Annotated in this window: 21 protein-coding genes; 9 read left to right on the plus strand and 12 right to left on the minus strand. The window is 64.4% G+C overall.

Annotated features, from left to right (window positions below):
• Window positions 1–28 precede the first annotated feature (28 nt).
• From trpE to K5H97_RS27065, 9 genes are all read right to left on the minus strand, one after another.
• On the minus strand, window positions 29–1,507 hold the full coding sequence (gene trpE, locus K5H97_RS27025; protein WP_028689016.1) for an anthranilate synthase component I: 1,479 nt from the start codon (window positions 1,505–1,507) through the stop codon (window positions 29–31).
• Window positions 1,508–1,577: 70 nt separating this feature from the next.
• A complete protein-coding gene (locus tag K5H97_RS27030) occupies window positions 1,578–2,396 on the minus strand; it encodes a phosphoglycolate phosphatase (RefSeq protein WP_028689017.1) in 819 nt (272 codons plus the stop codon).
• Window positions 2,393–3,067, minus strand: a complete 675-nt coding sequence (rpe, locus tag K5H97_RS27035; protein WP_028689018.1) for a ribulose-phosphate 3-epimerase — start codon at window positions 3,065–3,067, stop codon at window positions 2,393–2,395. Before rpe ends, K5H97_RS27030 begins: the two co-directional genes overlap by 4 nt.
• A 118-nt stretch (window positions 3,068–3,185) precedes the next feature.
• Window positions 3,186–4,013 (minus strand): ABC transporter permease, encoded by an 828-nt coding sequence (locus K5H97_RS27040; RefSeq protein ID WP_028689019.1) that lies wholly within the window; start codon window positions 4,011–4,013, stop codon window positions 3,186–3,188.
• 11 nt (window positions 4,014–4,024) lie between these two features.
• Window positions 4,025–5,272, minus strand: a complete 1,248-nt coding sequence (locus tag K5H97_RS27045; RefSeq protein WP_028689020.1) for an ABC transporter permease — start codon at window positions 5,270–5,272, stop codon at window positions 4,025–4,027.
• 164 nt (window positions 5,273–5,436) lie between these two features.
• Window positions 5,437–6,471 carry an ABC transporter substrate-binding protein gene (locus tag K5H97_RS27050; protein ID WP_028689021.1) on the minus strand — a complete coding sequence of 345 codons (1,035 nt, stop codon included), beginning with the start codon at window positions 6,469–6,471 and terminating at the stop codon, window positions 5,437–5,439.
• Between the two features lie 40 nt (window positions 6,472–6,511).
• On the minus strand, window positions 6,512–7,624 hold the full coding sequence (locus tag K5H97_RS27055; protein ID WP_028689022.1) for an ABC transporter ATP-binding protein: 1,113 nt from the start codon (window positions 7,622–7,624) through the stop codon (window positions 6,512–6,514).
• 321 nt (window positions 7,625–7,945) lie between these two features.
• Window positions 7,946–8,578 carry a response regulator gene (locus K5H97_RS27060; RefSeq protein WP_175406173.1) on the minus strand — a complete coding sequence of 211 codons (633 nt, stop codon included), beginning with the start codon at window positions 8,576–8,578 and terminating at the stop codon, window positions 7,946–7,948.
• A gap of 9 nt (window positions 8,579–8,587) precedes the next feature.
• On the minus strand, window positions 8,588–10,975 hold the full coding sequence (locus K5H97_RS27065) for a PAS domain-containing sensor histidine kinase (RefSeq protein WP_028689024.1): 2,388 nt from the start codon (window positions 10,973–10,975) through the stop codon (window positions 8,588–8,590).
• Between the two features lie 95 nt (window positions 10,976–11,070).
• Between K5H97_RS27065 and K5H97_RS27070 the strand changes: the two genes are divergently transcribed.
• Window positions 11,071–12,069, plus strand: coding sequence for an alpha/beta hydrolase family protein (locus K5H97_RS27070; protein WP_028689025.1), 999 nt, complete (start codon window positions 11,071–11,073; stop codon window positions 12,067–12,069).
• Between the two features lie 63 nt (window positions 12,070–12,132).
• On the opposite strand, the gene K5H97_RS27075 is transcribed toward K5H97_RS27070, so the two are convergent.
• Genes K5H97_RS27075 through K5H97_RS27085 form a run of 3 tightly spaced genes read right to left on the minus strand, consistent with a single transcriptional unit; the run spans window position 12,133 to window position 14,586 of the window.
• A complete protein-coding gene (locus K5H97_RS27075) occupies window positions 12,133–12,897 on the minus strand; it encodes a TerB family tellurite resistance protein (RefSeq protein WP_028689026.1) in 765 nt (254 codons plus the stop codon).
• 1 nt (window position 12,898) lies between these two features.
• Window positions 12,899–13,570, minus strand: a complete 672-nt coding sequence (gene murU / locus K5H97_RS27080) for an N-acetylmuramate alpha-1-phosphate uridylyltransferase MurU (RefSeq protein WP_028689027.1) — start codon at window positions 13,568–13,570, stop codon at window positions 12,899–12,901.
• Window positions 13,567–14,586: an aminoglycoside phosphotransferase family protein gene (locus tag K5H97_RS27085; RefSeq protein ID WP_028689028.1), complete on the minus strand. Its 1,020-nt coding sequence runs from the start codon at window positions 14,584–14,586 to the stop codon at window positions 13,567–13,569. Before K5H97_RS27085 ends, murU begins: the two co-directional genes overlap by 4 nt.
• 132 nt (window positions 14,587–14,718) lie before the next feature.
• Between K5H97_RS27085 and K5H97_RS27090 the strand changes: the two genes are divergently transcribed.
• The 8 genes from K5H97_RS27090 (at window position 14,719) to K5H97_RS27125 (ending at window position 24,517) form a co-directional block, all read left to right on the plus strand.
• Entirely contained in the window at window positions 14,719–17,532 is a 2,814-nt protein-coding gene (locus K5H97_RS27090; RefSeq protein ID WP_028689029.1) for an LPS-assembly protein LptD, read from the plus strand.
• On the plus strand, window positions 17,513–18,832 hold the full coding sequence (locus K5H97_RS27095) for a peptidylprolyl isomerase (protein ID WP_028689030.1): 1,320 nt from the start codon (window positions 17,513–17,515) through the stop codon (window positions 18,830–18,832). Before K5H97_RS27090 ends, K5H97_RS27095 begins: the two co-directional genes overlap by 20 nt.
• On the plus strand, window positions 18,829–19,818 hold the full coding sequence (gene pdxA / locus K5H97_RS27100) for a 4-hydroxythreonine-4-phosphate dehydrogenase PdxA (protein WP_028689031.1): 990 nt from the start codon (window positions 18,829–18,831) through the stop codon (window positions 19,816–19,818). The genes K5H97_RS27095 and pdxA overlap by 4 nt, the downstream gene beginning before the upstream one ends.
• Window positions 19,815–20,615, plus strand: coding sequence for a 16S rRNA (adenine(1518)-N(6)/adenine(1519)-N(6))-dimethyltransferase RsmA (rsmA, locus tag K5H97_RS27105; protein ID WP_028689032.1), 801 nt, complete (start codon window positions 19,815–19,817; stop codon window positions 20,613–20,615). The genes pdxA and rsmA overlap by 4 nt, the downstream gene beginning before the upstream one ends.
• Window positions 20,616–20,731: 116 nt before the next feature.
• On the plus strand, window positions 20,732–21,112 hold the full coding sequence (gene apaG / locus K5H97_RS27110; RefSeq protein WP_028689033.1) for a Co2+/Mg2+ efflux protein ApaG: 381 nt from the start codon (window positions 20,732–20,734) through the stop codon (window positions 21,110–21,112).
• Entirely contained in the window at window positions 21,112–21,969 is an 858-nt protein-coding gene (locus K5H97_RS27115; RefSeq protein WP_028689034.1) for a symmetrical bis(5'-nucleosyl)-tetraphosphatase, read from the plus strand. Before apaG ends, K5H97_RS27115 begins: the two co-directional genes overlap by 1 nt.
• 13 nt (window positions 21,970–21,982) lie before the next feature.
• The gene (gene glpE, locus K5H97_RS27120) at window positions 21,983–22,312 is read left to right on the plus strand and encodes a thiosulfate sulfurtransferase GlpE (protein WP_028689035.1); all 330 of its coding nucleotides are present in this window, start codon (window positions 21,983–21,985) and stop codon (window positions 22,310–22,312) included.
• 282 nt (window positions 22,313–22,594) lie between these two features.
• On the plus strand, window positions 22,595–24,517 hold the full coding sequence (locus K5H97_RS27125; protein ID WP_028689036.1) for a PrkA family serine protein kinase: 1,923 nt from the start codon (window positions 22,595–22,597) through the stop codon (window positions 24,515–24,517).
• The last annotated feature ends 99 nt before the right edge of the window (window positions 24,518–24,616 follow it).

Raw genomic sequence — 24,616 nt, forward strand, 5'->3', positions numbered from 1 at the left:
CGGGGGCCGCGTTGCGGCCCCGATCCATTTACTTGGAGGTCTGCTCGGCCAGCGCCACCGCGCGGAACATTGCCCGGCGCTTGTTGATGGTTTCTTCCCACTCCAGCGCCGGCACCGAGTCGGCGACGATGCCACCACCGGCCTGCACATGCAGTTCGCCGTCCTTGATCACCGCGGTACGGATGGCGATGGCGGTGTCCATGTTGCCGTTCCAGGCAAAGTAGCCCACCGCGCCACCGTAGACGCCGCGCTTGACCGGCTCCAGCTCGTCGATGATCTCCATGGCACGGATCTTCGGCGCGCCGGAAAGGGTACCGGCCGGCAGGATCGCCCGCAGCGCGTCCATGGCCGTCAGCCCCTCATCCAGCTGGCCGGTGACGTTGGACACGATATGCATGACGTTCGAGTAACGCTCGATTACCATTTTCTCGGTCAGGCGCACGCTGCCGGTGGCCGACACACGGCCCACGTCGTTGCGGCCCAAGTCGATGAGCATCAGGTGCTCGGCGATTTCCTTGTCGTCCGACAGCAGGTCGTCTTCCAGCGCCCTGTCGGCTTCTTCGGTGGCCCCGCGCGGGCGGGTGCCGGCGATCGGCCGCACGGTGACCAGGTTGTCCTCGACCCGCACCAGCACTTCTGGCGAGCTGCCGACCACGTGGAAGTCGCCGAAGTTGAAGAAGTACATGTACGGCGTCGGGTTGAAGCAGCGCAGCGCCCGGTACAAGTCGATGGGCGCGGCCTTGAAGTCGATGGACATGCGCTGGGACGGCACCACCTGCATGCAGTCGCCGGCCAGGATGTACTCCTTGATGCGTCCCACGGCATTTTCGTAGTCGGTTTGTGTGTAGCTGGAGCGGAATGCCGGCTCGGCGGCCATCGGCCCGCTCAGGTCCAGGCCGCGGCGCGGGGTGATCGGTTGGCGCAGGGTGTCCAGAAGCCCCTGCAGGCGGGCCTGCCCTTGCTCGAAGGCCTGCGCCTCGGCCGGGTCGACCAGCACGATGGCGTGCATCTTGCCCGCCAGGTTGTCGAACACCACCACGGCATCGGAGACCATCAGCAGGATATCCGGTACCCCCAGTGGGTCCGGGTTGGGGCTGGCGCCCAGGCGTTTTTCCACATAGCGCACGCAGTCGTAGCCGAAATAGCCCACCAGGCCACCGTTGAAACGTGGCAAGCCAGGAATGTCGGCGACCTTGTAGCGATCCTTGAACGCCTCGACGAAGGCCAGCGGATCCTCGACGTCATGGCTTTCCACCTCGACGCCATCCTGCAGGATGCTGACGTGGTAACCGTGCACGCGCAGCACGGTGCGCGACGGCAGGCCGATCATCGAATAGCGGCCCCACTTCTCACCGCCCTGCACGGACTCGAGCAGGTAGGAGTTGGGTTGGTCGGCCAGCTTCAGGTAGATCGACAGCGGGGTGTCGAAGTCGGCCAGGGTTTCGCAGGCCAGGGGAATGCGGTTGTAGCCGGCAGCGGCCAGGCGCAGGAATTCTTCGCGGGTCATGTGTAGCCTCGGGGCAAGCAGCAATGGGGGCGGGCAAACGGATGTACCGGCAGGCGCCGGTGGGCAGAAGTCAGGCGCGCCAGCGCCAGCGGGCGAGTGCCTTGATGACTTTCATCCAGAATTTGCCGGTAACCACCACGTTGTTGTCTCTGCTTTGCGGGGCTTGAAGGTCCGCCAACGTTATCCCAGTGTCGGTGACTAAGCAACCGGGCAGCAGCAGGCGCAGGTCGTCGATGACCAGGCTGGGCGACTCGTCGTCGATCGGCCGGCCATGGTTGTAGCCGTAGCTCAGGCCGACGCACTGGACGCCGGCGGCCTTGGCCGCCAGCACGTCGCTGCGCGAATCGCCGACAAACAGCGATTGTTCGGCGCTGACACCGGCCATCTTCATGACGAACAGCAGCGCCGCCGGGTCGGGCTTCTTCTGCGCCAGGGTGTCGCCGCCGATGATCCAGCGGAAGTAGCGACCGATCTTCATCTGGTCGAGCAAGGGGGCGACGAAGCGTTCGGGTTTGTTGGTGATCAGCGCCATCTCCACGCCCTGCTTGCGCAGCCAGCGCAGGGTGTCGCGCACGCCGGGGTAGACCACGGTGAGTTCATGGTTGTCGGCATAGGCTTCCATGAACAGTGCCAGCGCGCGCTCGGCCAGCTCGTCGTCCACCGCGGCGTGATCGATATCGCCGGCCAGGGCCCGGCGCACCAGCACCTGGGCACCATTGCCGACCCAGTGGCGCACCGCCTCCAGGCCTGCGGGCGGTCGCCCGAGTTCGAGCAGCATGCGGTCGACGGCTGCGGCCAGGTCGGGTACCGAGTCGATCAGGGTGCCATCCAGATCGAACATCACCAGCCTGGGCAGTGTCCCCGGGAACAGCTGCTCGAAGCCGCTCATGCGCGTGCCAGCGCCATTTCGGCACGCATCTTGTCGATGACTTCCTTGTAGTCCGGGGCGTTGAAGATCGCCGAACCGGCCACGAAGGTGTCAGCGCCGGCGGCGGTGATCTCGCGGATGTTGCCTACGTTGACGCCGCCGTCGATCTCCAGGCGGATGTCGCGGCCGCTGGCATCGATCAGGGCGCGGGCCTCGCGCAGCTTGTCGAGGGTGCCGGGGATGAACTTCTGCCCGCCGAAGCCAGGGTTGACGCTCATCAGCAGGACCATGTCGACCTTGTCCATCACGTACTTCAGCGCATCCAGGCCGGTGGCCGGGTTGAACACCAGGCCAGCCTTGCAGCCGCCGTCGCGGATCAGTTGCAGCGAGCGGTCGATGTGCTGGCTGGCTTCCGGGTGGAAGGTGATGTAGGTGGCGCCAGCTTCAATGAAGTCGCCGATGATGCGGTCGACCGGGCTGACCATCAGGTGCACGTCGATCGGCGCGGTCACGCCGTACTTGCGCAGGGCGCTGCAGACCATCGGGCCGATGGTCAGGTTGGGCACGTAGTGGTTGTCCATGACATCGAAGTGGACGATGTCGGCCCCGGCGGCCAGGACCTTGTCGACGTCCTCGCCCAGGCGGGCGAAATCGGCGGACAGAATGGAGGGGGCAATAGCGTAGGGCTGCATGGCGCACCTGTTGGGCAGAATCACGGTGGCGCGCATTGTAACTCAGGGAAGCCGATGAGGGCTGATTGGTATCAACAGGCGCCCGACAGGGGGCGCCAAGCGCCCCTTTTCGCGGCAGTCAGGCTGGCTGCTGGGTTCTGAGCTTCTCGCTGCGCCCGCGCAACCACTCCAGGGTCAGCAGCAGGATCACCGAGAAGGCGATCAGCAAGGTGGCCGCCGCCGCGATGGTCGGGCTCAGGTTCTCGCGTATGCCGCTGAACATCTGCCGTGGCAGGGTTGCCTGCTCGGGCCCTGCGAGGAACAGGGTCACCACCACCTCATCGAACGACGTGGCGAAGGCGAACAACGCCCCGGAGATCACCCCAGGGGCGATCAGCGGCAAGGTCACCCGACGGAAGGCCAGCAATGGCGAGGCCCCCAGGCTAGCTGCCGCGCGCACCAGGTTGTAGTTGAAACCCTGCAGCGTCGCCGACACGGTGATGATCACGAACGGCACGCCCAGCACCGCGTGCACCAGGATCAGTGAGGTGAAGCTGTTGCCCATGCCCAATGGGGCGAAGAACAGGTAGCTGGCCACGCCGATGATCACCACCGGCACCACCATTGGCGAGATCACCAGCGCCATCACCAGCGACTTGCCGGGGAAGTCGCCCCGAGTCAGGCCGATCGCCGCCAGGGTGCCGAACACCATGGCCAGCACCGTGGCCGCCGGAGCCACGATGATGCTGTTCTTCAGGGCGCGCATCCATTCGGCGGAGGCGAAGAAGTCCTGGTACCAGTGCAGCGAGAAACCTTGCAGCGGGTACACCAGGAAACTCCCGCTGTTGAACGACAGCGGGATGATCACCAGCACCGGCAGTACCAGAAACAACAGGATCAGACCGCACAGAATGCGCAGGCTGTAGAACCACACCCGTTCCACGGGCGACATGTAGGGGCTCAGCATGACAAGGCTCCTCAGCTAAGGCGCAGACGGCTGGCGCCGACCAGCCAGCTATAGATCAGGTACAGCAGCACGGTCGCCAGCAGCAACAGCCCGCCCAAGGCGGTGGCCATGCCCCAGTTGATGCTGGTGTTGGTGTAGAAGGCGACGAAGTAGCTGACCATCTGGTCGTTCGGGCTGCCCAGCAGCGCCGGGGTGATGTAGTAGCCGATGGCCAGGATGAACACCAGCAGGCAACCGGCACCGACACCGGCATAGGTCTGCGGGAAGTACACCCGCCAGAAACTGGCGAAGGGATGGCAACCCAGGGAAATCGCCGCCCGCATGTAGCTGGGCGAGATGCCCTTCATCACGCTGTACAACGGCAGAATCATGAACGGCAGCAGGATGTGCACCATCGAGATGTACACGCCGGTCCGGTTGAACACCAGTTCCAGCGGTTGGTCGATGATGCCGATGGCCATCAGCGCGCTGTTGATCAGCCCACCCGACTGCAGCAATACGATCCACGCTGCCACCCGCACCAGGATCGAGGTCCAGAACGGCAGCAACACCAGGATCATCAGCAGGTTGCTTTGCCGGGTCGGCAGGTTGGCCAGCAAGTACGCCAAGGGATAGGCCAGCACCAGGCAAATGGCGGTGATCACCACGCCCATCCACAGGGTGCGGGCAAAGATATCCAGGTAGATGGCCTGGTCAGGCGTGGCCTTGGCCAGTTCGCCAAGGTCGTCGATGCGATGATCGACCGAGGCCAGCAGGTAGAAGGAGGTGACCGTGCTGGTGTTGCGGCGGATCGCCTGCCAGTAGGCCGGGTCGCCCCAACGCTCGTCCAGCGCTTGCAGGGCATCTTTATAGGACGCGGGCTCTTCCTTGAACGGCAGCGCCCGCGCGGTCTTGGCCAGCAGGCTGCGGTAGCCGGCCAGCTCCATGTTCAGGCGCTTGGAGAGGTCACCCAAGGTCTGGTTCTTGCGCGACTCGGCCAGGTCCTGGCTCAGGGCCTTGTAGACCTCCTCGCCGGGCAGGCTCTTGCCGTCCCATTGCGCCACCGCCTCGACGGTGCGCGGCAGGCCGGCGACCACTTCGGGGTTGCCGACGCTCTTGTACAGCAGCGCCGCGATCGGCACCAGGAACACCAGCAGGAGGAACAGCGCCAGCGGCGCGATCAACGCCTGGGCCTTCCAGCGGTTGACCCGCTCGGCATGCTTGAGGCGCTGCTTGAGGCTTTTACCCGCGCCTTCGTTGAGGGGCACTGCAATGGCCATGGCGAACTCCGGGGGAAACAGGGGTGGGGACTGGGTTGGCGCGGACCCTGGAGGAGCGGCCTTGCGTCGCGATGGGCTGCGAAGCAGCCCCGGCGGGCATGCATGATGCCGAGATCCCGGGGCCGCTACGCGCCCCGTCGCGACACAAGGCCGCTCCTACAGGGTTACTTCTTCGCCGCCCAGGCGTTGAAGCGTTGCTCCAGCTGTTCACTGTTGTCGGCCCAGAAGGCCACGTCGATCTGCACCTGGTTGGCGATGTTCTCAGGCGTGGTCGGCATGTCCTTCTTCACCGCATCGGCCAGCAGCGGGACGGCCTTGGAATTGGCCGGGCCGTAGGCAATATTCTCGGAGTAAGTCTTCTGCTGCTCGGGCTGGACGGTGTAGGCGATGAATTTCTTCGCTTCTTCCACATCCTTGGCGCCTTTCGGGATGGCCCAGGCGTCGAAGTCGTAGATGCCGCCGTTCCACACGACCTTGAGGTTGCTTTCTTTCTGCACCGCGGCAATACGACCGTTGTAGGCCGAGCTCATGACCACGTCACCCGAGGCCAGGTACTGCGGCGGCTGGGCGCCGGCTTCCCACCACTGGATGCTCGGCTTGAGTTCGTCGAGCTTCTTGAAGGCGCGGTCCTGGCCTTCCTTGGTGCCGAGCACCTTATACACCTCTTTCGGCGCGACGCCGTCGGCCATCAGGGCGAACTCAAGGGTGTACTTGGCGCCCTTGCGCAGGCCGCGCTTGCCCGGGAATTTCTTCGTGTCCCAGAAGTCTGCCCAACTGGTGGGCGCGGTCTTGAGCTTGTCGGCGTTGTAGGCCAGGACCGTGGACCAAACGAAGAAGCCCACGCCGCACGGCTGGATGGCGCCTTTCACGTAATCGCTCTCCTTGCCGAAAAGGGCCGGATCGAGCTCCTCGAACATGCCCTCGTCGCAACCGCGCGCCAGCTCCGGCGACTCCACCTCCACCAGGTTCCACGACACGCTCTTGGTGTCGACCATGGCCTTCACCTTGGCCATCTCGCCGTTGTACTCCCCGGCGACGATCTTGCCCTTGCCAGCCTTTTCCCATGGCTCGTAGAACGCCTTGACCTGGGCCGCCTTGTTGGCGCCACCGAACGACACCACCGTCAGGTCCGCGGCCAGGGCCTGCCCGGCTGCGAACAGGCCAAGGGCCAGGGCGGTCAGTTTCAACTGCTTGCGCATTATTATTCTCTCCACAGTTCAGGGTTGGTGAAGCAAACCATCAATGGGCTTCGGCAATCGGGTCGAGCGCGCGGGCGTGCTCCACCGCCCAGCCCAGCGGTACCACATCGCCCACGGCCAGGGCCGGATCGAGCTCGGCGATCGGCTGCTTGACGAAGAAATCGGCCTTGCCGCAAACCTCCAGGCGCACCCGCACGTGGTCGCCGAGGTAGATGAACTCAGCCACCCGGCCGGAGAAGCGGTTCACGCAGCTTTCACTGTGGCCGTTCAGGCGCACGCGCTCCGGGCGGATCGACAAGGTCACCGGCTCGCCGGCCTGGCCGACGTTCACCGCCAGCGCCTCGACCCGCTCGCCCCGGGCCAGCTGCACCTGGCAACGATTGCCGTCACTGGCCAGCAACGTGCCGCTGAGGCGGTTGTTCTCGCCGATGAAGTTGGCGACGAAGGTGTTGCGCGGTTCTTCGTAGAGAGTGCGCGGGTCGGCGATCTGCTGGATCTCGCCCTGGTGGAACACTGCCACCCGGTCGGACATGGTCAGCGCCTCGCCCTGGTCGTGGGTCACGTAGACCACGGTCACGCCCAGGCGCTGGTGGATATGCTTGATCTCCATCTGCATGTGTTCGCGCAGTTGCTTGTCCAGGGCGCCGAGCGGTTCGTCCATCAGCACCAGCTGCGGCTCGAACACCAGGGCGCGGGCCAGGGCCACGCGCTGCTGCTGGCCGCCGGAGAGCTGGCCCGGGTAGCGCTTGGCGAAGGCGTCGAGCTGGACCATGCCGAGCACGCGCTTGACCCGCTCGCTGATGTCGGTCTTGCTCAGGTTGCGCACGCTCAGCGGAAAGGCCAGGTTCTCGGCCACGGTCATGTGCGGGAACAGCGCGTAGTTCTGGAACACCATGCCGATGTCGCGCTTGTGCGGCGGCACGTTGTTGATCGAGCGCCCGGCCAGTTGGATCTCTCCGGCGGTGGGGGTCTCGAAGCCGGCCAGCATCATCAGGCTGGTGGTCTTGCCCGAGCCGGACGGGCCGAGCAGGGTCAGGAACTCGCCCTTGCGGATGTCCAGGTTGAGGTCCTTGACGATCAGCGATTCGCCGTCGTAGCTCTTCTGCACACCTCGGAAGCTGACCAGCGTCTCGTTCGAATTCGCCTCGCTCATGCCCTGCACCTTCTTGTTGGAATGACTGCGTGGGCACAGCGTAGAAGAGGCGCAAGCGCCCGCAAATCGGGGGGGCTGAGAGATTGCCATCATCCGGATGGAGGACTTGCTGTAGGGATTGCCCTACAAGGATGGCGCTTTCAGGACAGACACATTCCGTTGTAGCAGCGGCCTTGTGTCGCGATAGGCTGCAGAGCAGCCCCGGCAATATGTGCATATAAGCTGAAGCCCGGGGGCTGCTTCGCAGCCCTTTCCGACCGGTCCGACGCCTCGGAAAGGCCGCTCCTACAAAGAACCGTGTCAGCCGGGTGCATGTCGCAATCAGACCAGCTTGTGCTCCATCGCATACTTCACCAACTCCGCCAGCGAGTTGACCTTGAGCTTCTGCATCAAACGCGCCTTGTGGGTGCTGATGGTCTTGTTCGACAGCGCCAGCTGCTGGGCGATGTCATTGACGTTGGCGCCCTGGGCCAGGCGCTCGAACACCGAGAACTCGCGCTCGGACAGCAGCGTGTGCAACGGCCGGGTTTCGGTCAGCCCCACCTCGAAGACCATGCGGTCGGCCAGGCTCGGGTCGATATAGCGCCCGCCCCCGGCAACCCGGCGAATCGCGGTGAGCAGCAGCGCCGGGTCGCTGTCCTTGGTGGCGTAGCCCGCCGCCCCGGCCTTCAGCGCGCGCGCGGCCATCTGCGCCTCGTCGTGCATCGACAGCATCAGGATCGCCGGCGGGTTGTTCAATGCCAGGATCCGCGGGATGGCCTCCAGGCCGTTCACCCCTGGCATGGAGATATCCAGCAGCACCACTTCGCAAGGGGTATGGCGCAGGGTCTCAAGCAACTGCTCGCCGTTGCCCGCCTCGCCGGCGACCTGCATGTCCTTGGCCAGGCCAATCAACTGCTTGATGCCCTCACGGACGATGGTGTGGTCTTCCGCCACCAGCACTCGAATCACGATCGTTCTCTCCTACGCCAAAGGAATCGCCACGCTCAGGCTGGTGCCTTCGCCGGGCTCGCTTTCCAGGGTCATGTCGCCGCCCAGCATCAGCACGCGCTCACGCACCCCCACCAGGCCGAACGAAGTCGGTCGGGCCGCATCGACGGCGAACCCCACGCCATCGTCGATGACCGTCATGCGCAACTGCCCACCCTCCTCGACCAGGGCGATCTGCACGGTGTGCGCCCGGGCATGGCGCATGACGTTGGTCAGCGCTTCCTGGAGGATGCGGAACAGGCCGATGGCCTTGGCATCGCTCAAGGGCGGTAGTTGCTCCGGGACCTCGACCAGGCAGGGGATCTGCGTGCGGGCCTCGAAACGCCGTGCCTGCCACTCGATGGCCGAGGCGATTCCGGCATCGAGAATCGGCGGGCGCAACGCAGTGGCGACGTCACGCACCACCTGGAACAGTTGGGCGATCAGACGCTTCATGCTAGCCAGGCGCTCATGCAGCCCGGCATCCAGCTCGGCGTAGGCCAGCTCGCACATCGACACTTCCAGCTTGAGCACCGTGAGCATCTGCCCCAGCTCGTCGTGCACCTCGCGGGCGATGCGGGCCTTTTCCTCCTCGCGCACGCTTTCCAGGTGCGCCGACAACTCACGCAGTTGCTCCTGGGAGGCGGCCAGGGCCAGCTCGGCCTGCTTGCCTTGGGTGATGTCCCAGACCACACCATCCCACACCATGCGCCCATCGGCCAGGCGCCGCGTGGTCGCCTTGATGTCGGCCCAGCGCTGCTCACCCTGGCGAGTGAGGATACGGCCCTGCCACGACCAATCCCGGTCGCTGGCCAGGGCCAGGTCCTGGACCCGGTGATAGTCGGCGCGGTCCTCGGGATGGACCAGGTTGCGCAGCCCCATCTGCGGGTGCTGGATCGCCGCTGGGGTATAACCGACCAACGCCTCGCTGCCTTCGCTGATGTAGGGGAATTCCGGGTCGCCCTCGGCCGGGTCACGCTCCAGGCGGAACACCAGCCCCGGCACATTGCCGGCAATACCCTTGAGCCTTGCCTCGCTTTCGCGCAACGCGGCCAGGTCGCGCCGGCGCTCAGTGACATCGGCGAGGAACACCACCAGGTACTCCGCATCGCGAAAACGCAGGAACGACAGCGACAACTCGACCGGAAACAGACTGCCATCGGCGCGCCGGCACTGGCTTTCGAACTGCTGCTCACTGTCGCCCCCGGTGCGGGCGCGCTTCCACAGCTCCAGCCAGCGATCCATCTTCAGATTCGGCTCGATATCGACCAGCGGCCGCTCCAGCAACGCCCCCTCGGCGAAGCCCAGCATACGCTCGGCGGCATGGTTGGCGTAGCGCACATGGCTGTCCCAGTTGACCCAGAGGATGCCCACCGTGCTCTGGTCGATGGAGAACTGGCTCAGGCGCAAGGCCTCCTCGCGCACCTGACGCTCCACCAGACTCTCCCGGGCCGCCAGCAAGCCCCGCTCCAGGCCGCGCTGCTGGCGACGCTGCCAGAACAGGGTGGCCAGGGCACACAGCAGCAGCAGGCCGAACAGCAGGGCTAGGTTCTGCCAGAAGCCGGCCGATTCGGAAAAACGCGGGTACTTGGGCTGCAGCCAGCGCTGGTGCATTTGCTCCAAGGTCTTGGCCGGCAGCGCCTGCAAGGCGCGTTCGAGGATATCGGCGAGCACGGGCCAGTCGCGTCGCGAGCCGACCCGCAGCAACTGCGGCAAGCCGATATCGCCCACCACCGCCAGGTCTGCAAACTCGCCTTCGCGGGAAAGCCGGCTCAGCTGCGCTTCATCCAGCACGGCGAAGCTGGCCTGCCCGCCCAGCACCAGCTGCAGCGCCTCCCGTTCATTGGGTACGCCCTGCAGGTTGAGATTGCCGTAATTGCTCCGCAGGTAGTCCGCAAGGGCTCCTGGCATGCGCACAGCCACCCGCTCGTTGGCGGTCAGCTTCTCCAGATCCACGGCCACCGCGCCACTGCGCATCCCGACCACCAGTTGCGGCACACGCATATAAGGGTCACTGAACAGCCACAGCCGCAGGCTGGCGGGGGTCTGGGTCAGGCCCGGGGCGAAATCGATCTCGCCCGCCTGCAACGCGTGCTCCAGCGCGGTCTGGTCCGGGAAGCCGCGCCAGGTCAGATCCAGCCGTAATGCCTGGGACAGGGCACCGACCAGTTCGACGTTGGCCCCGTAGAATTGCTGCAGACGGCGGTCGAACTGGGCATAGGGGGCCTGCAGCACCAGGCCGACGCGCAGGCCGCGGTGCTCATCCAGCCACTGCTGCTGGGCCGGCTCCAGCACCACAGGTGGCGGCGCCTGCGGCTTTGCCAGGGCGATCAAGGGTAGACACAACCAGCCGATAACCCACAGGCAACACACTCGCTTCATCTCTACGCTCGTCTTGGCAATGACGGCCGCCTGGCGTGGCCGTCGCGGGCAAATACCATTAGGCTGCCGGTATGATTCTGGCCTTGGATTGATCGATGTTCACACTTTATCGCACGACGCTGGCAATGTTCTGCCTGGCTTCGCTCCTGCCGCTCGGCGTTCAGGCCGCCGACGCCGAAGCACCGCAGGCCGCCACAGAAGCGGCCCCCCCTGCTCCCCGTCCACCGCTGCTCGAACGTAGCCAGGACGATGCCCTGGCCCTGGAGCGCCAGGTGCCCAAGGCCGAGCAACAGACCTTGCAGGCCAATGGCGAGAACTTCTTGGCGCTGTGGAAGCCGGCCAACGACAGCGATCCGCAAGGCGCGCTGATCATTGTGCCCGGTGCCGGCGAAAGCGCCGACTGGCCAACCACCGTCGGCCCGCTGCGCCGTGGCTTCCCCGATGTCGGATGGAGCACCCTGAGCGTGAGCCTGCCCGACCTGCTGGCAGAACGCCCGCAGGCCCGTGTCGAAGCCAAGCCGGTGATCGCACCGAAAAAGGAAGAAGGCGAGTCGGCCCCGGCCAAGGACACGCCAGCCGATGCCAACGCCAATGTCGCCCAGGCCACTGCGCCCGAGGCGGACGCGGCCGACAGCACCGACGCGGTCGAGGCCGACGAGCACACCAGCGAGGAGGATGCCCAACGCATCTTCGCACGCCTCGACGCCGCCGTGGCCTATGCCCAGCAGCAGAAAGCGCGCAGCATCGTGCTGCTGGGCAACGGCAGTGGCGCGTACTGGGCCGCACGCTACCTCAGCGAGAAACAGCCGCCCCAGGTACAGAAGCTGGTGATGGTCGCCGCACAGACGCCGGCAAGGGTGGAGCACGACCTGCTGAGCGTGACGCCGACTTTGAAGGTGCCGACGGCGGATCTGTACTACACAACCCGAACCCAGGATCGCCTGGCCGCCCAACAGCGCCTGCAAGCCAGCAAGCGCGAGAAAAACAGCCAGTACCGGCAGCTGTCGCTGATGGTCGTTCCGGGCAACAAGGCCGCCGAGCAGGAGCAATTGTTGCGCCGGGTGCGCGGCTGGCTGAAGCCCAAGGAAGAGTGAGGCGTATCGAGGGACAAGCCAACTCCAACAATCTGGGAGCGGGCCTGCCCCACGATGGCAAACCTAAAGCCCGCGCCGCTTGCGAATCATGGCATAGGCCTGATGCAACTCGCGGGTATGCTCGGTCGCCTCGCGCACCTTGGCCTCACTGGCACCGCTGCCCACCAACTTGTCCGGGTGATGCCGGCTGAGCAAACGTCGATAGGCCTGCTTGACCTTGTCCGCCTCGGTGTCCGGCTCCACCCCCAGCAGCCTCAATGCCGCCGCATAGGTCATGGCACCGCCTTCGATCGCCGATTTGCGCGGTTCATATTCCAGCGACATGGCCTGCACCTGGTTGCGACTGAGGCCCAACTGCTGCCCCCAGCCCAGCAACAGGTCACGCTCCTGGCGACCTGCCTTGCCATCGGCCCAGACCATCCGCCAGCAGGCACGCAAGGTACCCTCGGGGCCATGAGGCTGCAGCTTGATCCGGCGCAGGTAGTGCCCCAGCCGCCCCTTGCCCGACTTGCCGCGGTTGAACGCGGCAATCGCCCGCATCCGCGCAGGCTCTGCCAGGTCCAGACGCGACATTTCCTGACGCGCCTGCTGGATATGCCCCTCGACCACCCGGCCATCGCTCTTGGCCAGGCGCCCGAGCAGGACGAACAGCAGCTCCTCGTCACGCAGCGCCGGGCGACCGCCCAGACGCTCGCGCACATCCTCCCAGCCCTGCAGTCGCAGACGCCGATCCATGGCCTGTCCCAGCAACGCCCCCAGCAACGCACCCGGAATGCTGGCCACGGCGAAACCGGCACCGGCACCAATCACTGTGCTCGGCCACCACATGTCAGGCACGCTCGCCGATCAGGCGCTCGACATCAGCCAGGCGCTCGAGGGTGCCGACATCGATCCAGTGGCCACGGTAGTGCTCACCACTCACTCGACCGTCGGCCATGGCCTTGCGCAGCAACGGGGCCAGCTTGAACGCGCCGGGCTGGCAGCCTTCGAACAGCACCGGGTCCAGCACCGAGATACCGCTGAAGGTCAGCGTTCCCGGGGCGTCGTCACCATCGCTCACCTGGCCATCCGCCAGGCGGAAGTCGCCACGTCCGTGATGACCGGGATTGTCCACCAGTACCAGGTGTGCCAGCCCTTGCAGGGGAGCATTCAGGCCAGTGAAGTCGTAGTCGGTCCAGACATCACCGTTGACCAACAGGAACGGCGCATCCCCCAGCAGGGGCAACGCCTTGAAGATCCCGCCACCGGTTTCCAGTGGCTCGCCCTCCGCCGAGTAGCGAATGCGCAGGCCGAAGCGGCTGCCATCGCCCAGATGGTCCTCGATCTGCTGGCCGAGCCAGGCATGGTTGATGACCACTTCACGAATACCGGCGCGGGCCAGCGCCTCGAGGTGATACTCGATCAGCGGCTTGCCGGCGGCGGGCACCAGCGGCTTGGGCGTATGCAGGGTCAGCGGGCGCATGCGCTCGCCCTTGCCTGCCGCCAGGATCATTGCCTTCATGAACGCGCCTCGCCCTTGAGCTCGGCAATCAGTTGCCCCAGCTCGGCCAGTTCGGGGCGACGAGCGATCACTTCATCTATATAGGCGAAGAAGCGTGGCACGTCGGTGAGATAGCGCGGCTTGCCGTCACGGTGGCAGATACGGGCAAAGATACCGATGACCTTGAGGTGGCGCTGCACGCCCATCAGGTCGCTGGCGCGGTGGAATGCTTCAAACTCGGACTGCACCGGGATACCGGCGGCGCGGGCCTTTTCCCAATAGCCACGCAGCCAGCCCTCCACGCGCGGCTGCGGCCAGCTGAGGAAGGCATCCTTGAACAGGCAGGTGATGTCGTAGGTCACCGGGCCGTAGACGGCATCCTGGAAATCCAGCACGCCCGGGTTGGGGGCGCTGTGCATCAGGTTGCGCGGCATGTAGTCGCGGTGCACCAGCACCTTTGGCTGGGCCAGGGCGCTGTCGATCAGCACCTGGCTGACCCGTTGCCAGGTGGCCTGCTGCGCTTCGCTGAAGGTCAGGCCGAGCTCACGGCCCACGTACCACTCGGGGAACAGTTCCACCTCGCGGCGCAGCAGGGCAACATCGTAGCTGGGCAGTGGCGCGTCCATCGGCAGGCGCTGGAACGCCAGCAGCGCATCGATGGCATCGGCGAACAGTGCGTCGGCGTTGTCCGAATCAATGATGTCCAGGTATGTCTGGCGGCCCAGATCGCCCAGCAGCAGGAAGCCACGTTCCAGGTCCTGTGCATGAATGACCGGCACGTTCACGCCCGCCGTAGCCAGCAGGTGGTCGATATCGACGAACGGGCGGCAGTTCTCCTGCGGCGGCGGCGCATCCATGATCACGAAGCTGTGGCCGGCGCCCTCCCAGCGGAAATAACGGCGGAAACTCGCATCGCTGCTGGCGGCGGTCAGGCTGCCGGAGGGCACTTCGCCCCAGGCGTTGCTACGGAACAGGCTCTCCAGTTGCCCGGCGAGCCAGGCGGTCAGTTGTTGCAGGCGTACATCGTGATCGGGCATTACGAGGGTTCTCCGACGGCCCTAGCCGTCAAGCGGGTCATGCTTTATTATCCAGCATCTTTTTCAGACCATCGAGAGGCGTGCGGCCCCCACACGCGGGCAGATGGCACGCAGGAAGCCCGGACTAATAAGATGGCATTGAAATCCCCCGCGTTTCGTAGGAAGTTTCCGTTGTTGGTGACTGGCGGTCTGCTGGCCCTGCAACCCCTGGCCACGTCGTACGTGGTGGCGGCCGAGCAGTTCGACTGCCAAGTGTCCGCCGCCGGTGGCTGGGACTGCAAGCCCAAGACCGCCGCCAACCTGCCTCCGCGCCCGGTTCATCCGGGCGCAGCCGCTGCCAGCTCGGGCGCCGAAGCGCCTGGCGAAGTCGCCGCGACCGAGGCCGAGAAGCCGATGCTGGTCACCGAGGCCAAGGGCCGCGGCCTGAAGTCGCGTAGCGAAGACTACAGCCACCTGGACTGGGTCCCGCGCGAGAAGCTCACCGCTGCGCAGCTGGCCGAGACCGGCCCGTACTGCGGCGGCGCCTACATCGAGCCGACCCGCCCGGGCATGAACGACTCCACGCCCAAGGACGAGTCGCCCACCTACATCAACGCCAAGGTCTCCAAGTACCAGCAGGAGCAGCAGATCGCCACCCTCGCCGGTGACGTGGTCATGCGCCAGGGCAGCATGCAGGCCGAGGCCGATGAGGCCAACCTGTATCAGGCCGAGAACCGGGGCGAGCTCAAGGGCAACGTCAAGATCCGCGACAACGGCTCGCTGGTGGTCGGTGACGAGGCGCAGATCCAGCTCGACACCGGCGAAGCCCGGGTCGACAACGCCGAATACGTGATGCACAAGTCGCACATCCGCGGCAACGCGCTGTACGCCAAGCGCGCCGAGAACGCCATCATCCGCCTCAAGGACGGTACCTATACCACCTGTGAGCCGGGCAGTAACGCGTGGCAGCTCAAGGGCAACAACATCACCCTGAACCCGGCCACCGGCTTCGGCACCGCGACCAACGTGACGCTGCGGGTCAAGGATTTCCCGGTGTTCTACACGCCGTACATCTACTTCCCGATCGACGACCGTCGCCAGTCCGGCTTCCTGCCGCCATCGTTCAGCTCCAGCAGCGACACCGGCTTCATGCTGGTCACCCCGTACTACTTCAACTTGGCGCCTAACTACGACGCCACGTTGTACCCGCGCTACATGGCCAAGCGCGGCATGCTGATGGAAGGCGAGTTCCGCTACCTGACCAAGTCCAGCGAAGGTCAGTTCGGCGGCGCCTACCTGAGCGACCAGGATGATGATCGCAAACTGCAGACGGACTATAAGAAAGAACGCTGGATGGTCAACTGGCAGCACAAGGGTGGCCTGGATGATCGCCTGTTGGCCGAGGTGGACTACACCGACATCAGTGACCCGTTCTACTTCCAGGACCTGGAGTCCGACCAGATCGGTGTAGAGAAGCGGGATGTGGTGAATCAGCGTGGAACGCTTACCTACCGCGGCGACAACTACAACGCCCGGCTGAATATGCATGCCTACGAGATGGCCACCATCTCGCAGATCACGCCATATGATCGGCTGCCGCAAATCAACATCAACGGAATGTTGCCGTATCATCCGGCAGGACTCGACTTCACCTATCAAACCGAAGCCGTACGATTTGATAGAGACCTGAAAGACGACTTCGTGCTCAACAAAGATGGTCTTCCTGACAACAGCGGCGGTGGCCTCGGTCGTCGTCTCGACCAAAACGTCTTTGGTATTGCCCGTGCAAACGGCACTCGACTGAATTTAGCGCCGGCCATCAGCCTGCCGATGGAAGCCAGCTACGGTTTCTTCACCCCGAAGTTGAAGTATGTCTATACCCAGTATGACCTGGACCTCGACAGCAAAGGAAAAACCGATGTTGCCGCTTCCGGCGCTGAAACTCGCCGCCTGTTCGGAGATTACAAGAGCAGTCAAAACCGTGACATTCCGGTATTCAGCGTCGACAGTGGCCTGTATTTCGACCGCAATACTCAACTGTTCGGTACGAAGTATCGCCAAACACTTGAGCCTCGCCTGTTCTATCTCTATGTCCCCTACAAGGACCAAGCGGACATTCCGATCTTCGACAGCAGCGAAAACACCTTCAACTATGCCTCGCTGTTCCGTGACAACCGTTTCAGCGGTACTGATCGTATCGGTGACGAGAACAAGCTCTCGCTGGGTGTGACCAACCGCTGGATCGAAGAAAACGGTTTCCAGCGCCAGCGCTTCAGCATCGGCCAGGCGTTCTACTTCAGGGACCGCAAGGTACAACTGCCCGGCATCGACCCGCGCACACGTGTCGACAGCAAATCGGACGTATCGCCGTACGCGCTTGAATACGAGTATGCATTCAATCGCGACTGGAGATTCAACTCAGACTTCAACTGGGATCCCGATACTCGTAGCACCCGCTCGGGCAGCGCGATGTTCCACTACCAGCCTGAAGACAATCCGAACAAGATCGTCAACCTCGGCTATCGCTACCGTAACGACCTGATTACCTACGACTCGATCACGGGTACCTGGAAAGTCGGCGGTGGTGACTACGGTACGCCTGGTAGCCCGAATTACATCAAGGACTATTACAAGATCCAGCAGCACGACTTCTCGGTTATCTGGCCGCTGGTGCCGCAATGGAGTGTTATCAGCCGTTGGCAGCACGACTACAACCGCAACCGGACATTGGAAGCCATGGGTGGCCTCGAGTATGACAGCTGCTGCTGGAAGATCAGGTTGATCAAACGCTACTGGGTTGATGAAGACGACTTCAGTCAGGCCACGCCTGAAAACGAGAAAGGCGACCACGGCATCTTCCTGCAGATCGTGCTCAAGGGCCTCGGCGGTGTAGTCGGCAACAAGGTCGAAACGTTCCTGGACAAAGGCATTCAAGGTTACCGTACACGTGAAGAGCAAGCTTATTGATCGTCTGCGCCCGCTGATGCTGGGCGCCGCAATGCTGAGTGGCGCGGTGCATGCCGCGGTACAGCCCATCGACCGCATCGTGGCCACCGTCGACAACGACGTGGTCATGCAGAGCCAGCTGGACCAGCGCGTGCGCGAAGTGCAGCAGACCATCGCCAAGCGCGGTGGTGGCGTGCCGCCTGCCGCCGCCCTGCAGCAGCAGGTACTGGAGCGCCTGATCGTCGAAAACCTGCAACTGCAGATCGGCGAGCGCTCGGGCATCCGCATTACCGACGAAGAACTGAACCAGGCCGTCGCCACCATTGCCCAGCGCAATGGCATGTCGCTGGAGCAGTTCCGCGCCGCCCTGGCCCACGATGGCCTGTCGTACGACGATGCCCGCGAGCAGATCAAGCGCGAGATGGTCATCAGCCGCGTACGTCAACGTCGCGTGGCCGAGCGTATCCAGGTGTCCGAGCAGGAAGTGAAGAACTTCCTCAACTCGGACCTGGGCAAGATGCAGATGTCGGAAGAGTACCGCCTGGCCAACATCCTTATCCCGACCCCGGAAGGCGCCAACTCGGAAGCCATCCAGGCCGCCGCCCGCCAGGTCGGCGATGTCTACCAGCAACTCCGGCAGGGCAAGGACTTCGGTCAGATGGCCATTGAGCGCTCCGCCAGCGAGAACGCCCTGGAAGGCGGCGAGATGGGCTGGCGCAAGGCCGGCCAGCTGCCACCTGACTTTGCCAAGATGCTCAGCAGCATGGCCATTGGTGACATTACCCAGCCGATCCGCATCCCCAACGGCTTCATCATCCTCAAACTCGAGGAGAAGCGTGGCGGCAGCGAGAGCATCCTGCGCGACGAAGTGCATGTGCGCCACATCCTGATCAAGCCGAGCGAGATCCGCAGCGAAGCCGCCACCGAGCAATTGGCCGAGCGCCTGTACGACCGGATCCAGAACGGTGAAGACTTCGCCGAACTGGCGAAGAGCTTCTCGGAAGACCCGGGCTCCGCGCTCAACGGCGGCGACCTCAACTGGGTCGACCCGAACAGCCTGGTGCCGGAGTTCCGCGAGCAGATGGCCAACGCCCAGCAAGGCGTGGTGACCAAGCCGTTCAAGACCCAATACGGCTGGCATGTGCTGGAAGTGCTGGGCCGCCGCGCCACCGACAGCACCGAGCAGGCGCGCGAGCAGCAGGCTATGAACGTCCTGCGCAACCGCAAGTACGACGAAGAGCTGCAGAACTGGCTGCGCCAGATCCGCGACGAAGCCTACGTTGAAATCAAGCTGCCTGGCGCTGACCAGGCCGCCCAGTGAAGCCCCAGCGCTTCGCCGTCACGCCCGGCGAGCCGGCCGGCATAGGTCCCGACCTGTGCCTGCTGCTCGCCGCCGAGGCCCAGCCCCACCCCCTGATCGCCATCACCAGCCGTGACCTGCTCGCCGAGCGGGCCGCGCAGCTGGGGCTGGCCGTCAGCCTGCTACCCGTCACCCCCGACAGTTTCCCCAGCCTGCCAGCCCCCGCCGGCAGCCTGTACGTCTGGGACACGCCACTGGCCAACCCGGTGCTGGCCGGGCAGCTGGACAAGGCCAACGCCGCGTTCGTCCTGGAGACACTGACCCGGGCCGGCCAGGGCTGCCTCGACGGGCAGTTCGCCGGGATGATCACCGCCCCCGTGCACAAGGGTGTGATCAACGAGAGCGGGATCGCCTTCTCCGGGCACACCGAATTCCTCGCCGACCTCACCCACACCGCGCAAGTGGTGATGATGCTGGCCACCCGAGGACTACGCGTGGCCCTGGTGACCACCCACCTGCCCCTGCGCGATATCGCCGACGCCATCACCGGCGAACGTCTGGAGCGCGTCACCCGCATCCTGCATGCGGACATGCGCGACAAGTTCGGCATCGCCAACCCACGCATCCTGGTCTGCGGGCTCAATCCGCATGCCGGAGAAGGCGGCCACCTGGGCCGCGAAGAAATCGACATCATCGAGCCGGTGCTGCAGCGCCTGCGCGCCGAAGGCATGGACCTGCACGGTCCGCTGCCGGCCGATACCCTGTTTACCCCCAAATATCTGGAGCACTGCGACGCGGTGCTGGCGATGTACCACGACCAAGGCCTGCCCGTACTCAAGTACAAGGGCTTTGGCGCCGCGGTCAACGTGACGCTGGGCCTGCCGATCATCCGCACCTCGGTCGACCACGGCACCGCCCTGGACCTGGCCGGCACCGGCCGGATCGACACCGGCAGCCTGCGCGTCGCATTGGAAACCGCCTACCAGATGGCCGAGAACCGACCATGACCGAGCACTATCAACACCGGGCGCGCAAGCGCTTCGGCCAGAACTTCCTGCACGACGCCGGAATCATCGATCGCATCCTGCGGGCGATCAACGCCAAGGCCGGCGAACACCTGCTGGAGATCGGCCCCGGCCAGGGCGCCCTGACCGAGGGCCTGCTGGGTAGCGGCGCACAGCTGGACGTGGTGGAGCTGGACAAAGACCTGGTGCCGATCCTGCAACACAAGTTCGCCGGGCGCGACAACTTCCGCCTGCACCAGGGCGATGCCCTGAAGTTCGACTTCAACCAGCTGGGCGTGCCTGAGCGCAGCCTCAAGGTGGTCGGCAACCTGCCCTACAACATCTCCACCCCGCTGATCTTCCACCTGCTCAGCCATGCCGGGCTGATCCGCGACATGCACTTCATGCTGCAAAAGGAAGTGGTCGAGCGCATGGCTGCAGGCCCGGGTGGCGGTGACTGGGGCCGTTTGTCGATCATGGTGCAGTACCACTGCCGGGTCGAGCACCTGTTCAACGTTGGCCCTGGCGCCTTCAACCCGCCGCCGAAAGTGGACTCGGCCATCGTCCGCCTGGTGCCGCACGCAGTGCTGCCACACCCGGCCAAGGATGCACGGCTGCTGGAACAGGTAGTACGCGAGGCGTTCAACCAGCGCCGCAAGACCCTGCGCAACACCCTGAAAGGCCTGCTCGACAGCGCGGCCATCGAAGCCGCCGGCGTCGACGGCAGCCTGCGCCCCGAACAGCTGGACCTGGCCGCCTTCGTGCGCCTGGCCGACAAGCTGGCCGAACAGCAGGGCTGACCACGCGCCCGCTCTCTGCGTGGGAGCGGGCTTGCCCCGTGGTCAGTGATAACTGGCCTCCACCCCCGCCAATGGCCTAGACTGCGTTATTGCGTCAGTTCGCCCAAGGCCCTTGCATGTCCGACCCCCGCTATCAGATCGACGTCAGCGTCGTGACCCGCTACCTCAAAGAACAATCCGACCCCGAAAGCAGCCGTTTCGCCTTCGCCTACACCATCACCGTACAGAACAACGGCACGGTCACCGCCAAGCTGATGTCCCGCCACTGGCTGATCACCAACGGTGACGGCGAAGTCGAGGAAGTGCGTGGCGCCGGCGTGATTGGCCAGCAGCCGCTGATCGAGCCCGGCCAAAGCCACACCTACAGCAGCGGCGCGGTCATCAGCACCCGCGTCGGCACCATGCAGGGCAGCTACCAGATGTTCGCCGAAGACGGCAAGCGCTTCGACGCCACAATTGCCCCATTCCGCCTTGCCGTGCCTGGGGCCCTGCACTGATGGCCACCTATGCCGTCGGCGACCTGCAAGGCTGCCTACAACCGCTCAAGTGCCTGCTCGAACGCGTGCACTTCAACCCGGCGGTCGACCGTCTTTGGCTGGTGGGCGACCTGGTCAACCGCGGCCCCGAGTCCCTCGAGACCCTGCGCTACCTCTATTCGATCCGCCAGGCGCTGGTCTGCGTGCTGGGCAATCACGACCTGCACCTGCTGGCGGCCGGGCACAACGTCGAGCGGCTGAAGAAAAGCGACACCCTGCGCGAGATCATCGAAGCCCCGGACGCCGACCAGCTCTTGGACTGGCTGCGCCAACAGAAGCTGCTGCACTACGACGAAGTCCGTGGCATCGCCATGGTCCATGCTGGCATCCCGCCGCAATGGACCCTGGGCAAAGCGCTGGAGCTGGCGGCCGAGGTCGAGGAAGTGCTGCGCGACGACAGCCGCCTGAAGCTGTACCTGGACGGCATGTACGGCAACGAGCCGAACAAGTGGAGCAAGGACCTGGCCGGCGTCGAACGCCTGCGGGTGATCACCAACTACTTCACCCGCATGCGCTTCTGCACCGCCGCCGGCAAGCTCGACCTCAAGACCAAGGAGGGCGCCGACAGCGCCCCCAAGGGCTACAAGCCGTGGTTTGCCCACCCGGACCGTCGCTCGCGCCATGTGAGGATCCTCTTCGGCCACTGGGCCGCCCTCGAAGGCCGTGTCGACGTGCCCGGCGTGATCGCCCTGGACACCGGCTGCGTCTGGGGCGGCGCGATGACCCTGTACAATGTCGACAGTGGTGAACTCCACCGCTGCGACTGCACCCGCGAGGGCACCCCACGCCCGCCGGCGCCACTCAATGAACATCCCTGAAGGAACCGCACCCATGAGCGAATTCAAGCGCATTACCCCCGAGCAAGCCCTCGAATTGCGTGCGCAAGGCGCGGTCGTGGTCGACATTCGCGACCCGCAGGCCTTTGCCGCCGGGCACATCGCCGGCGCCACTCATCTGGATAATCACTCGGTTGCCGATTTCATCCGCAACGCCGACCTGGACGCGCCTACACTGGTTGTCTGCTACCACGGCAATTCCAGCCAGAGCGCCGCCGCCTACCTGGTCGGCCAGGGCTTCTCCAACGTCTACAGCATCGATGGTGGCTTCGAGCTGTGGCGCAACACCTACCCGGCGGAAACCGCCCAGGGCAGCGCCGAATAATTTTTTCATTTTTCCTCCAGCCCGCGCTCGGCGCGGGCTTGCGACCGACCTGACGAACGGTCGCAGGCGTCTTCTCGGCTCCCTGCCCTTGACCTTGCGTATAACCAACTATCCTTAAGCCCAGGCCATCCAAAAAAGGGGAGAGCCGGTACACCGGCGTGCGGGTCATCGGTAGCGTTCCAAGGTGTTCTGGGGGGTATACAGCAATCGGCGAGCCCGGTTGCATGCCAGCATCAGCTGACTGATCCGGCGTCGTCTCCACGTATCGAGCGAGGTGACGTCATGAGCATTTTTAGCCACTTCCAACAACGTTTCGAGTCCACCCGCCAGGAAGAACTTTCGCTGCAGGAGTACCTCGAGCTGTGCAAAGAGGATCGCAGTGCCTATGCCTCGGCGGCCGAGCGGCTGTTGCTGGCCATCGGCGAACCAGAGCTGATCGACACCTCAAGCAACTCCAGGCTGTCGCGGATCTTCTCCAACAAGGTGATCCGTCGTTATCCGGCCTTTGCCGACTTCCATGGCATGGAAGAGTGCATCGACCAGATCGTCTCCTACTTCCGCCACGCCGCCCAAGGCCTGGAAGAGAAGAAACAGATCCTCTACCTGCTGGGTCCGGTGGGCGGCGGTAAATCGTCGCTGGCCGAGAAACTCAAGCAACTGATGGAGAAGGTGCCGTTCTACGCCATCAAGGGCTCGCCGGTGTTCGAATCGCCCCTGGGCCTGTTCAACGCCGCCGAGGACGGCCAGATCCTCGAAGAGGAATACGGCATCTCGCGCCGCTACCTCAACACCATCATGTCGCCCTGGGCCACCAAGCGCCTGCAGGAATTCGGCGGCGACATCAGCAAGTTCAGGGTGGTCAAGCTCTACCCGTCCATCCTCAACCAGATCGCCATCGCCAAGACCGAGCCGGGCGACGAGAACAACCAGGACATTTCGGCCCTGGTGGGCAAGGTGGATATCCGCAAGCTCGAGGAATTCCCGCAGAACGACGCCGACGCCTACAGCTACTCGGGCGCGCTGTGCCGGGCCAACCAGGGCCTGATGGAATTCGTCGAGATGTTCAAGGCGCCGATCAAGGTCCTGCACCCGTTGCTCACCGCGACCCAGGAAGGCAACTACAACAGCACCGAGGGGTTGGGCGCGATCCCCTACTCCGGGATCCTGCTGGCCCACTCCAACGAATCGGAGTGGCATACCTTCCGCAACAACAAGAACAACGAGGCCTTCATCGACCGGATCTACATCGTCAAGGTGCCGTACTGCCTGCGCGTCAGTGACGAGATCAAGATCTACGACAAGCTGCTGGTCAACAGCTCCCTGGCCAAGGCCCATTGCGCGCCTGACACTTTGAAGATGCTGGCCCAGTTCACCGTGCTCTCGCGCCTGAAAGAGCCCGAGAACTCCAACATCTACTCGAAGATGCGCGTGTACGACGGCGAGAACCTCAAGGACACCGACCCGAAAGCCAAGTCGATCCAGGAGTACCGCGACGCCGCGGGCGTCGACGAGGGCATGAACGGCCTGTCGACCCGCTTCGCCTTCAAGATCCTCTCCAAGGTGTTCAACTTCGACCCTCACGAGGTGGCGGCCAACCCGGTGCACCTGCTGTATGTGCTGGAGCAGCAGATCGAGCAGGAACAGTTCCCGGCCGAGGTGCGCGAGCGCTACCTGCGCTACCTGAAGGAATACCTGGCGCCGCGCTACATCGAGTTCATCGGCAAGGAGATCCAGACCGCCTACCTGGAGTCCTACAGCGAATACGGCCAGAACATCTTCGACCGCTATGTGCTGTACGCCGACTTCTGGATCCAGGACCAGGAATACCGCGACCCGGAAACCGGCGAGATCCTCAACCGCATCGCCCTCAACGAGGAGCTGGAGAAGATCGAGAAGCCAGCTGGCATCAGCAATCCGAAGGACTTCCGCAACGAGATCGTCAACTTCGTGCTGCGCGCCCGGGCCAACAACAACGGCAAGAACCCCAGCTGGCTCAGCTACGAGAAGCTGCGGGTGGTGATCGAGAAGAAGATGTTCTCCAACACAGAGGACCTGCTGCCGGTCATCAGCTTCAACGCCAAGGCCAGCAAGGAGGATCAACAGAAGCACAACGACTTCGTCACCCGGATGGTGGAGCGTGGCTACACCGACAAGCAGGTTCGACTGCTGTCGGAATGGTACCTGCGGGTCAGGAAATCGCAATAAAGCGACACGCTACACGCCGTGCGTCCGAGGCTGGCCTTGCCAGCCCGGGCGGCGGCGGCTGCTTTTACGTGCAGCTCGTAGCTTGAAGCGTGCAGCTGT

The organism is Pseudomonas mosselii (genome assembly GCF_019823065.1).
GTDB classification, from domain to species: Bacteria; Pseudomonadota; Gammaproteobacteria; order Pseudomonadales; family Pseudomonadaceae; genus Aquipseudomonas; species Aquipseudomonas mosselii.